At 64.1% G+C, this 10,520-nt stretch carries 12 protein-coding genes; all 12 read left to right on the top strand.

All coding sequences use genetic code 11. From position 1 onward, the window contains the following. The first annotated feature begins 221 nt into the window (after nucleotides 1–221). Complete coding sequence (locus RMO18_RS09690) at nucleotides 222–2,507, top strand: bifunctional salicylyl-CoA 5-hydroxylase/oxidoreductase (RefSeq protein ID WP_309665549.1); 2,286 nt, start codon at nucleotides 222–224, stop codon at nucleotides 2,505–2,507. Beyond that, on the top strand, nucleotides 2,500–3,234 hold the full coding sequence (locus RMO18_RS09685; protein ID WP_309665548.1) for an SDR family NAD(P)-dependent oxidoreductase: 735 nt from the start codon (nucleotides 2,500–2,502) through the stop codon (nucleotides 3,232–3,234). Before RMO18_RS09690 ends, RMO18_RS09685 begins: the two co-directional genes overlap by 8 nt. Further along, nucleotides 3,231–3,662 carry a MarR family transcriptional regulator gene (locus RMO18_RS09680; protein ID WP_309665547.1) on the top strand — a complete coding sequence of 144 codons (432 nt, stop codon included), beginning with the start codon at nucleotides 3,231–3,233 and terminating at the stop codon, nucleotides 3,660–3,662. The genes RMO18_RS09685 and RMO18_RS09680 overlap by 4 nt, the downstream gene beginning before the upstream one ends. Further along, nucleotides 3,659–4,471 carry an enoyl-CoA hydratase family protein gene (locus tag RMO18_RS09675; RefSeq protein WP_309665546.1) on the top strand — a complete coding sequence of 271 codons (813 nt, stop codon included), beginning with the start codon at nucleotides 3,659–3,661 and terminating at the stop codon, nucleotides 4,469–4,471. The genes RMO18_RS09680 and RMO18_RS09675 overlap by 4 nt, the downstream gene beginning before the upstream one ends. Before the next feature lie 54 nt (nucleotides 4,472–4,525). Next, nucleotides 4,526–5,653, top strand: coding sequence for an acyl-CoA dehydrogenase family protein (locus RMO18_RS09670; protein WP_309665545.1), 1,128 nt, complete (start codon nucleotides 4,526–4,528; stop codon nucleotides 5,651–5,653). Nucleotides 5,654–5,665: 12 nt separating this feature from the next. Further along, a complete protein-coding gene (locus RMO18_RS09665; protein ID WP_309665544.1) occupies nucleotides 5,666–6,112 on the top strand; it encodes a cupin domain-containing protein in 447 nt (148 codons plus the stop codon). Next, a complete protein-coding gene (locus tag RMO18_RS09660; protein WP_309665543.1) occupies nucleotides 6,109–6,522 on the top strand; it encodes a thioesterase family protein in 414 nt (137 codons plus the stop codon). The genes RMO18_RS09665 and RMO18_RS09660 overlap by 4 nt, the downstream gene beginning before the upstream one ends. Further along, entirely contained in the window at nucleotides 6,515–6,919 is a 405-nt protein-coding gene (locus RMO18_RS09655) for a RidA family protein (RefSeq protein ID WP_309665542.1), read from the top strand. The genes RMO18_RS09660 and RMO18_RS09655 overlap by 8 nt, the downstream gene beginning before the upstream one ends. After that, nucleotides 6,916–8,541 carry an AMP-binding protein gene (locus RMO18_RS09650; protein ID WP_309665541.1) on the top strand — a complete coding sequence of 542 codons (1,626 nt, stop codon included), beginning with the start codon at nucleotides 6,916–6,918 and terminating at the stop codon, nucleotides 8,539–8,541. Before RMO18_RS09655 ends, RMO18_RS09650 begins: the two co-directional genes overlap by 4 nt. Before the next feature lie 144 nt (nucleotides 8,542–8,685). Beyond that, entirely contained in the window at nucleotides 8,686–9,507 is an 822-nt protein-coding gene (locus tag RMO18_RS09645) for an aldo/keto reductase (protein ID WP_309665539.1), read from the top strand. A 10-nt stretch (nucleotides 9,508–9,517) separates the two neighbouring features. Beyond that, nucleotides 9,518–10,162, top strand: a complete 645-nt coding sequence (locus RMO18_RS09640) for a hypothetical protein (protein WP_309665538.1) — start codon at nucleotides 9,518–9,520, stop codon at nucleotides 10,160–10,162. 48 nt (nucleotides 10,163–10,210) lie between these two features. Beyond that, the coding region (gene zapE / locus RMO18_RS09635) for an AFG1/ZapE family ATPase (RefSeq protein WP_309665537.1) at nucleotides 10,211–10,520 on the top strand (310 nt) is incomplete at its 3' end.

Here is a 10,520-nt window from a genome sequence, read left to right as displayed (position 1 = left end):
GCCGCGTCAGGATGGCCGCAAGACTTTCCAGCAGTGCCGTGTTCAGCGCGTTTCTGGCCGTTGGCCGGTTGAGCGTCAAACAGACCCAGCCAAGATGCGTTTCGATTTGCAATTCCATGGCGGCATCTTGCGCCCGCACCGCAAAATTTCAAGTCAGAAATTTCAAGCTTGAAATTGTTTTCGGGCAGTGGCAGGCTTGAGACAATTCAGGGAGCCTGCGCATGAATATCCTTTGCCTGGGGGGCGGACCAGCCGGACTATACTTCGCCATCTCGATGAAGCTGCGTGACGCGTCGCATCGGGTAACGGTGCTGGAACGGAATCGGGCCAGTGATACGTTCGGCTGGGGGGTCGTGCTGTCGGATGACTCGCTGGGCAAAATGCACGCGAATGACCCGGTCAGTGCCGATGCGATCCGGGCGGAGTTCGCCTATTGGGATGACATCGCGGTTGTCCATAATGGGGTGCGAACGGTGTCGGGCGGGCACGGTTTTGCCGGGATCGGGCGCAAGGCGCTGTTGATCCTGCTGCAGATGCGGGCGCGGCAATTGGGCGTGGACCTGCGGTTCGAGACAGAGTTCAAGACCGCCGAGGAATATCGGCGCGAGTATGATCTGGTGGTGGCCGGCGACGGGCTGAATTCCGTGGTGCGGCGGGAATACGAGGCTGTGTTCCAGCCCGACATCGACACGCGGCGCTGCAAGTTTGTCTGGCTGGGCACGCACGCCAAGTTCGATGACGCCTTTACCTTCATCTTCGAAAAAACCGCGCATGGCTGGATCTGGGCGCATGTCTACCAGTTCGACAAGGACACCGCGACTTTCATCGTAGAATGCGCGCCGGAGACCTGGGAGGCATGGGGTTTCGAGGACATGACCAAGGAGGAAACGGTCAGGACGTGCCGCAAGATTTTCGCTGCCCATCTGGGCGGGCATGAGTTGATGTCGAACGCCGCCCATCTGCGCGGGTCGGCGGTATGGATGCAGTTTCCACGGGTGATCTGCCAACGCTGGTATCATGAAAACGTGGTGCTGATGGGCGATGCTGCGGCCACGGCACATTTCTCGGTCGGGTCGGGAACAAAGCTTGCTTTGGAATCGGCGATCGCGCTGGCTGACTATCTGCATTCGGAACCGACGCAGGAGGCGGCATTCCAGCGCTATCAGGAGGAGCGGCGGGTCGAGGTGTTGCGCCTGCAATCAGCAGCGCGCAATAGCCTTGAGTGGTTCGAGGAAGTCGAGCGCTATCTGGATATGCCGCCCGTGCAGTTTGCCTATTCTCTGCTGACCCGCAGCCAGCGGATCGGGCATGAAAACTTGCGGCTGCGCGACCCGGAGTGGCTGGCTGAGGCTGAGGATTGGTTTCAGCGCCAAGCCGGGGGCGAGCCGGGCCGCAAGCCGATGTTCGCGCCGTTCCGGCTGCGCGACATGGCGTTGAAGAACCGTGTCGTCGTCAGCCCGATGGCGCAATACAAGGCGGTGGACGGCTGCCCGACCGACTGGCATTTCGTGCATTACGCCGAACGCGCCAAGGGCGGCGCCGGGCTGGTTTACACCGAGATGACCTGCGTGTCCGCGCATGGCCGGATCACGCCGGGCTGTCCAGGGCTTTACGCGCCAAAGCATGAGGTGGCCTGGAAGCGGCTGGTCGATTTCGTGCATGCAGAGACCGAGGCGAAGATCTGTTGCCAAATCGGCCATTCGGGGCGTAAGGGGTCCACCCAGCTGGGCTGGCAAGAGGATAACGCGCCCTTGCCGCATGGCAATTGGCCAGTGATGTGTGCGTCGGCGATCCCATGGTCGCCCGCCAATCAGGTGCCGAAAGAAATGAACCGCGACGACATGGACAAGGTGTTGTTGCAGTTCGTCCGGGCGACCGAGATGGCATCGAAGTGTGGCTTTGATATGATCGAACTTCATGCTGCGCATGGTTATCTGATGTCGTCGTTTATCAGCCCAGTATCGAACACGCGCACGGATGAATACGGCGGCAGTCTGGAGAACCGGCTGCGCTATCCGCTGGAAGTGTTCGGCGCCATGAGGGCGGAGTGGCCGGGGGCAAAGCCAGTGTCAGTGCGCATTTCGGCGACGGACTGGGTTGGCGCGGATGGGGTCACGGGGTCGGAAGCGGTAGAGATTGCCTTGGCCTTCGCGGGTGCCGGTGCGGACATCATTGACGTGAGCGCGGGGCAAACTTCGCCAGATGCCAAACCGGTCTATGGCCGAATGTTCCAGACGCCGTTCTCCGACCGAATCCGCAACGAAACGGGACTTGCGACGATGGCCGTGGGCAACATCACCGAGGCGGATCAGGTGAACCAGATCCTGCTCGCGGGACGGGCGGATCTGGTTTGCCTTGCGCGGCCACATCTGGCGGACCCTTACTGGACCTTGCATGCGGCGGTGGCGGCGGGCGACGAGGCGACAGCTTGGCCGCTTCCCTATCTGCCGGGGCGCGATCAGGCGCGGCGGCTGGCGGCCAAGACGGCGGAGGTGATCCGTGCTTGAAGGGCACCGTGTTTTGATTACCGGCGGCGGCTCTGGCGCGGGGGCCGACCTGGCGCGCGGCTTTGCGGCGGCGGGGGCCACGGTGGTAATTGCGGGGCGAAGGCGCGACGCGCTGGAGGCGGTGGCGGCTGTGACAGGTGCGCAGGTTATGGTGGCGGATGTGACCGATCAGGCGTCGGTCGCGGCGATGTTTGCCGAGGCCGGGCCTTGCGACGTCGTGATTGCCAATGCCGGGGCGGCGGATTCAGCGCCGTTTCTGCGCACGACACTGGACCAGTGGAACGCGATGATCGCGGTGAACCTGACGGGGGTATTCGTGACGCTGCAGGCGGGCCTCAGGCAGATGCCGGGCTGGGGGCGGCTGATCTCGGTCGCCTCCACCGCCGGGCTGAAAGGCTATGCCAAGATCGCGCCCTATGCAGCGGCCAAACACGGGGTGATCGGCCTGACGCGGTCGCTGGCGCTGGAGGTGGCAAAGGGGCCGGTGACGGTGAATGCGCTCTGTCCGGGGTTTCTCGACACGCCGATGACGGATCGGTCGGTGGCGGTGATCGCGGAAAAGACCGGGCGGACGCAGGCCGAGGCGCGGGCAGCTTTGGAAGCAATGAGCCCGCAACGGCGGTTGATCCAGCCTGCAGAAGTTACCGCAGCGGCGTTGTGGCTGTGCGGGCCGGGGTCGGAGGGGATCAATGGACAGGCGATTGCAATCTCGGGGGGCGAGGCGTGAGCGAGCTTTCCAAGCGCCGCTTGAAGATGTGGATCCGGCTGCTTGGTGTAACCCGTGCTGCCGAAAGCCACCTTCGCGAGCATCTGCGGGTCAAGCACGGCACAACATTGCCCCGGTTTGACGTGATGGCTGCACTGTGGCGGCGGCGCGACGGGGTGACGATGTCTGAGCTGTCGCGGATGTTGCTGGTGTCGAACGGCAACGCGACAACGGTGGTCGACCGGCTGGAGACGGATGGTTTCGTGCGCCGAACACCATCGGAAGAAGATCGGCGGACGGTTTTTGTAGCGCTGACGCCGGAAGGCCTAGCCGCGTTCGAGGGGCTGGCGGCGGGACATGAGGCGGAAGTGGGCAAGCTGTTCAGCGGGGTCAGCGAGACAGACCTTGAAGCTATGACCGAGATCCTGAAACGGATGGGTGCGCGATGACAAAGATGGCAGGGCTGAGGCCGGAGCATTTCATCTGGGAGATGCGGGGCAGGGTGGCGCTGATCAGGCTGAACCGGCCGGAGCGGAAGAATCCGCTAACGTTCCAAAGCTATGCCGAACTCCGCGATTGCTTTCGCGCCCTGGCCGGGGCCACCGATGTGGATGTGGTAGTGTTTGCGTCGAACGGTGGGAATTTCTCGTCAGGCGGCGACGTGCATGACATCATCGGGCCACTGGTGGGCAGCCCGATGGCGGTACTGCTCGCCTTTACCCGGATGACCGGCGATCTGGTGAAAGCGATGCTGAGCTGCGGCAAGCCGATCATCGCGGCAGTGGACGGGGTTGCGGTGGGGGCCGGGGCGATCCTGGCGATGGCGGCGGATATGCGCCTGGCCAGCCCCGAGGCCAAATGCGCGTTTCTGTTCACCCGGGTCGGGCTGGCAGGCTGCGACATGGGGGCTTGCGCGATGCTGCCGCGGATCATCGGGCAGGGGCGGGCGGCAGAGCTTTTGTACACCGGGCGGGTGATGACGGCGGCAGAGGGCGAGCGCTGGGGATTTTGGAACGCGCTGCACGGGGCGGAGAGCCTTGAGGCCGAGGCCCTGGCCTTGGCCGAGCAATTGGCCGCAGGGCCGGTGTTTGCGCATGCGGTGACCAAGACCCAACTGCTGCAGGAATGGGACATGGGGCTGCTGGCCGCGATCGAGGCGGAAGCGCAAGCGCAGGCGATCTGCATGCAGACGAAAGACTTCGAGCGGGCGTACCGGGCGTTTGGGGCGAGGCAAAAGCCGGAGTTTCCGGGGGACTGAGGGCGGATCGGGGCGCTGCCCCAGACCCCGGGCGATGTGTGGACAGATGAAACCATGGCAGATGTGAGTTTTCTGAGTTGGCCGTTCCTTGAGGATAGGCATCGCGCCTTGGCCGAGGGGCTGGAGGCGTGGTGTGCGGCGCATCTGCCGGTGGATCACGGCGATGTCGATACCGCGTGCAAGGGGTTGGTGGCGGATCTGGGCGCGGGTGGCTGGTTGCAGCATTCCGGCGGTGCGTTGGACGTGCGCACGCTCTGCCTGATCCGAGAGACGCTGGCGCGACATGACGGGTTGGCGGATTTCGCCTTTGCGATGCAGGGGTTGGGGATGGGGGCTGTGTCGTTGTTCGGAACGGCGGAGCAACGGGCGTGGTTGGAGCGGACGCGGGCGGGAACGGCGACTGCGGGGTTTGCGCTGACCGAGTCGGCCTCAGGCTCGGACGTTGCGGCAACGTCGACGACGGCGGAGCGGGTGCAGGGCGGCTGGGTGCTGAACGGCGAGAAGACATGGATTTCGAACGGCGGGATTGCGGATGTCTATGTGGTCTTTGCGCGGACGGGTGAGGCGCCGGGGGCGAAGGGTCTGTCGGCGTTTCTGATGCCGGCGGATGTGGCGGGGCTGGTGGTGGAGGAGCGGTTGGAGGTCATCGCCCCGCATCCGCTTGCAACCCTGAGGTTGCAGGATGTGCATTTGCCGGAGGGTGCCCTGATCGGCGCTACGGGCGAGGGGTTCAAGATCGCCATGTCGGTCCTCGATGTGTTCCGGTCAACCGTCGGGGCGGCGGCGCTGGGCTTTGCGCGCCGCGCACTGGATGAGGCGCTGGCGCGGGTCAAGGCGCGGCGCATTCAGGGACAGGCGCTGGCCGAGATGCAGATGGTGCAGGGGCGTCTGGCGGATATGGCGCTGAAGATCGATGCGGCAGCGCTGCTGGTCTACCGGGCGGCCTGGGTCAAGGATCAGGGCGCGGCGCGGGTCACCCGAGAGGCGGCGATGGCCAAGCTTTACGCCACCGAAGCCGCGCAGGAGGTGATCGACATCGCGGTGCAACTGCATGGCGGCGATGGGGTGCGCGCAGGCTCGGTGGTGGAGAGGCTGTACCGCGAGATCAGGGCGCTGCGCATCTATGAGGGCGCGTCAGACGTGCAACGGATCATTATCGCCCGCGCGGTGCTGGGCGGGTGACAGGAGGGTGAGATGAAACTGGACGGTGGGATTACAAAGGCAGGCGCGGCCTATCACGGGCGCGAGTTGAACATTCTGGGACAGCGGTATTTTCCCAAAGCGAGTTGCGAGGCGAGCTTTGCCTTTGAGACGAACTCGGAGCCCGGGCAGTTCGTGCCAGTGCATGTGCACCCGACCCAGGATGAGTTCATTCTGGTGCAGGAAGGCCAGCTGGAGCTGAAGCTGGACGGGGTCTGGCACACGGCGAAGGCGGGCGATCTGGTGCGGATGCCGCGTGGCGTGCCGCACGGCTATTTCAACAAGTCGGACAAGCCGGTGCGGGCGCTGTTCTGGGTGTCGCCTGCGGGCAAGCTGGAGGCGTTGTTCGAGGTGCTGCACAACATGTCGGATGTGCCCGCCGTGATCGCCGCATCGGCCGCGCATGATGTGGATTTCCTGCCGCCCGAGGCGAGCGAATGATCTACCGCCGCACGATTCCCGTTGAGTTCAATCACTGCGATCCGGCGGGAATCGTGTTCTATCCGCGCTATTTCGAGATGACGAACTCGGTGGTGGAAAACTTTTTCTGCGAGGTGGCGGGGCGGTCCTTTGCCATGATGATGCAGGCCGGCGAAGGCGTGCCGACGGCGCGGCTGGAGACGGAGTTTCATGCCCCGAGCCGGTTGGGCGAGGGGCTGGAATGGCGGCTGGCGGTGACGCGGCTGGGCGGCAGTTCGGTGAGCATTACGCTTGAGGCGTGGTCGAACGCCAGCCACCGTGTCACCGCGAAACTGGTTCTGGTTTGGGTTGAAGCGGGCGGACGACCAAAGCCCTGGCCCGCAGCGATGCGGGAGCGGATAGCGGCATTCACGGAGGCGGAGGATGCATGAATTCCTGCACCCCAAGGGGTGGAAACCGGCGCGGGGTTATTCCAACGGTGTCGCGGCGACCGGGCGGATGGTGTTCACCGGCGGCATGGTGGGCTGGACCGGCGACTGCGTCTTTGAGACCGATGACTTCGCCGGCCAGGTGGCGCAGGCGCTGCGCAACATCGTCGCCGTGCTGGCCGAAGCGGATGCACGGCCCGAGCATATCGTGCGGCTGACCTGGTATGTGACCGACAAAACCGAGTATCTGGCCAACCTCAAGGCGCTGGGTGCGGTCTACAAGGAAATCATCGGGCGGCATTATCCGGCGATGGCCCTGGTGCAGGTGGTGGCGCTCGTCGAGGACCGCGCCAAGGTGGAGATCGAGGCCACCGCGGTTATTCCGGAGGGGCGCGCATGAAACTGGGGCCGACGGGACACACAGACAGCTTTGCCCGGGACAGCCTGCCCGCGCCCGAGGACTGGCCAGAGATAAATGCCGGTGCCTTTGGCTACCCTGACTGGATGAATGCGGCTGTGGAACTGACGGATGTGATGGTTGCGCGCGGCTTTGGCGACCATACCGCGCTGATCGGCAATGGGCGCAGCCGCACCTACAAGGAACTTTCGGACTGGACCAACCGCATCGCCCACGCGCTGGCGGAGGATTACGGTGTAAAACCCGGCAACCGGGTGCTGATCCGCAGCGCCAACAACCCTGCGATGGTGGCGGCCTGGCTCGGGGCCACCAAGGCGGGGGCGGTGGTGATCAATACCATGCCGATGCTGCGGGCGGGCGAGTTGACCAAGATCATCGACAAAGCCTGCGTCGGCCACGCCCTGTGCGACACGCGGCTGATGGAAGATCTGGTGGCGGCGGCCAAGGGATCGGTATTCCTGAAAACCGTCGTCGGCTTTGATGGCACCGCGAACCATGATGCGGAATTGGACCGGGTGGCGTTGCGCAAATCGGTGCGGTTTACCCCGCCACCGGTGGGGCGGGACGACGTGGCACTCTTGGGTTTCACCAGCGGCACCACGGGGGAACCCAAGGCGACGATGCACTTTCACCGCGACCTTTTGATCATCGCCGACGGCTACGCGCGCGAGGTGCTGGGGGTCACGCCAGAGGATGTGTTCGTTGGTAGCCCACCGTTGGCATTTACCTTCGGTCTGGGCGGGCTTGCGATCTTTCCGCTTCGCTTTGGCGCCTCGGCGGCGCTGTTGGAACAGGCCAGCCCGCCCAACATGATCTCGATCATCGAAGAACATCGGGCGACGATCTGCTTTACCGCGCCCACCGCCTACCGGGTGATGCTGAAGGCGATGGCCGAGGGGGCGGACTTGTCCAGTTTGCGCGCGGCGGTGAGTGCGGGGGAAACCCTGCCTGCGCCGGTGTATGACGAGTGGATTGCCAAGACCGGCAAGCCGATGCTGGACGGAATCGGCGCGACCGAGATGCTGCATATCTTCCTCACAAACCGCTTCACGGACCATCGCCCAGCTTGCACGGGGCGCCCAGTGGCAGGGTACGAGGCCAGGATTGTGGGCGAAGACGGGCACGAAATGCCGCGTGGCGAAGTAGGTCGATTGGCGGTCCGAGGGCCGACCGGCTGCCGGTATCTGGCGGACGAGCGGCAGCGCAAGTACGTGCAAAACGGCTGGAACCTGACCGGTGACAGTTTCTGGCAGGACGGTGAGGGGCGCTTCCACTTTGCCGCGCGGTCAGACGACATGATCATTTCAGCGGGTTACAATATCGCCGGACCAGAGGTAGAGGCGGCGCTTCTGTCGCATCCGGCAGTGCATGAATGCGCGGTCGTTGGTGTGGCCGATGACGAGCGCGGCCAGATCGTGGAGGCGCATGTTGTACTGGCGCCCGGGCTTGTGGGCGATGCGGCCTTGGTTAAATCGCTGCAAGACCATGCCAAGGCGATGATCGCCCCTTACAAGTACCCCCGCCGCGTGGTTTTTACCGAGGCGCTGCCAAAGACCCAGACCGGCAAGATTCAGCGCTTTCGTCTGTCCGAAGGGCGGCGCTGAACCGGCCGCTTCGCACCTAGGCATGGCTATGACGCTGGGGCATCTGTCGGGCCGATGGCGATAGCATACCCGGCGCGTGCGATTTTCCTCTTGCTTCGGGCGGCCAGTTGCCGCTTTCTCGCCGCGCCGGAAGAAGGAAGAACCATGCCCCCCGCACGCCTGCGACTGAATGACGGACATATGATCCCGCAACTGGGCCTTGGCATCTGGCAAGTGCCCGAGGCGACGACGGCTGCAATTGTCGCTGCGGCGTTGCAGGCGGGCTATCGATTGGTCGATGGCGCGGCGATTTATGGCAACGAGGCGGGCCAAGGCGAAGGCATTCGCGCCAGCGGCGTGCCGCGCGACGAGGTGTTCGTCACCACCAAGGTCTGGAACGATGACCAAGGCTATGACGCCACGCTGCGTGCGGTCGAGGCCAGTCTGGCGCGACTGGGGATGGAGACGGTGGAACTGTGCCTGATCCATTGGCCAACGCCCGCCCGCAACCTTTTCGTTGACACCTGGCGCGCGCTGATCCGACTGAAGGAAGACGGGCGGGTGCGGTCGATCGGCGTGTCGAACTTCAACGGCGATCATCTGGAGCGGATCATCGGCGAGACTGGCACCGTGCCGGTGCTGAACCAAGTGGAACTGAACCCGCGCCTGCAGCAAGCCGAACTGCGCGATCTGCATGACCGGCTGGGAATCGTCACCCAAAGCTGGACGCCCTTGGGTCAGGGCCGCAGCTTTGACGCAGCGCCGGTGCAAACCGCTGCCGCCCGCACCGGCAAAAGTCCGGCGCAGGTAATCTTGCGCTGGCATGTGCAGCTTGGCGTTTCGGTAATCCCAAGGTCCACCCGACCAGAGGGGCTTGCCGAAAACCTTGACGTGTTCGATTTTATCCTGAACCCAGAGGAGATGGCCGCAATGGCCGCCCTTGACGAAGGTGCACGGTGCGGCCCTGATCCGATGGTCTTTGGCTAGGGCGGCGCTGATGGCAATGCTGGTCCCGGAACTGAGCCTGATGCATGCTGATGTGGGTGCTTCGCTGCTGTGCCGCGTGTTCGGCTTTGCGCCGGATGGCGGGCTGTTTCGGTCGGGTTCGCAAGCAGTGCGGATCGTGCAGTCTGAAACCGCCGAGCCGCATGGCCGTATTGATCACATTGCGATTGCTGTGCCGGACATAGATCGGGCGCTGGCAGCAATGCAGGCGCAAGGCGCCATGCTTGACGCTGGCATCACGCCCGAAGGGGTTGGCGAGATTGCCGAGTTCTGGGATGGCGGTATCCGCTATGTCTTTCTCAGCGGCCCCGAGGGTGCGCGCATCGAACTGTGCCAGCGCAAGATTGGCACGTTGGCGCAGATTGGCCATGACCACGTTGGCATCCCCTGCCGCGACATTTCTGCGATGCAGGGGTTTTTCGAGGCGCAGGGCGCGAAGCTGATGTCCGCTGTTGAACTTGTCCGCGCCGACGGGGCTATCCCGGTCCGGTTTCTGGCCTTCGCGGGTGGCGTCATTGAGCTTTACGCTCCGCAAACCGCCGCACATCCTGAACGCGGTCTGTGGTCCCGGCTTTTGGTCGAAGGGCTTGCCGCCGAGGTGATCGGCCCAGACGGGCTGATGCTGGCCCCGCTCTGACCGCATGCTCAGGGTTTCCAGACGGTTCCCGGCGCGCTAAGCCAAGCCATGCGCGAAACACTGACCCAGATCTATGAGGCCCGAGTGGCGGCGGGAACGCTGCGGCCCGATCCTGCACAACACGCGGTCCTGGCACAGCTTGAAGAGTTGCGCGTCTGGCTGGAGGCCAACGCCACCCGCAAGGTGGGTCTGTTCGCGGGTTTTTTCGCCAAGCCGGTGATGCCGCCAAAGGGGATGTACCTGTGGGGCGGCGTTGGACGCGGCAAATCCATGCTGATGGACATGTTCGCCGAAGCCACCAACATCGCGCAAAAGCGCCGGGTGCATTTTCATGCCTTCATGCAAGAGGTGCACAAAG

Origin of the sequence: Tabrizicola sp., assembly GCF_031377265.1 — a bacterium.
GTDB lineage: Bacteria > Pseudomonadota > Alphaproteobacteria > Rhodobacterales > Rhodobacteraceae > JAUYQR01.
The sequence above is the reverse complement of the archived record's forward strand: the minus strand, read 5'-3'. Positions and strand labels throughout refer to the sequence as shown.

Excerpts from the sequence above, each read along its gene's own strand:
- RMO18_RS09650 (WP_309665541.1), top strand. The coding sequence starts at position 6,916 with ATGAAACTGGGGCCGACGGGACACACAGACAGCTTTGCCCGGGACAGC.
- RMO18_RS09640 (WP_309665538.1), top strand. The coding sequence starts at position 9,518 with ATGGCAATGCTGGTCCCGGAACTGAGCCTGATGCATGCTGATGTGGGT.
- RMO18_RS09655 (WP_309665542.1), top strand. The coding sequence starts at position 6,515 with ATGCATGAATTCCTGCACCCCAAGGGGTGGAAACCGGCGCGGGGTTAT.
- RMO18_RS09675 (WP_309665546.1), top strand. The coding sequence starts at position 3,659 with ATGACAAAGATGGCAGGGCTGAGGCCGGAGCATTTCATCTGGGAGATG.
- RMO18_RS09670 (WP_309665545.1), top strand. The coding sequence starts at position 4,526 with ATGGCAGATGTGAGTTTTCTGAGTTGGCCGTTCCTTGAGGATAGGCAT.
- RMO18_RS09645 (WP_309665539.1), top strand. The coding sequence starts at position 8,686 with ATGCCCCCCGCACGCCTGCGACTGAATGACGGACATATGATCCCGCAA.
- RMO18_RS09690 (WP_309665549.1), top strand. The coding sequence starts at position 222 with ATGAATATCCTTTGCCTGGGGGGCGGACCAGCCGGACTATACTTCGCC.
- RMO18_RS09660 (WP_309665543.1), top strand. The coding sequence starts at position 6,109 with ATGATCTACCGCCGCACGATTCCCGTTGAGTTCAATCACTGCGATCCG.
- RMO18_RS09665 (WP_309665544.1), top strand. The coding sequence starts at position 5,666 with ATGAAACTGGACGGTGGGATTACAAAGGCAGGCGCGGCCTATCACGGG.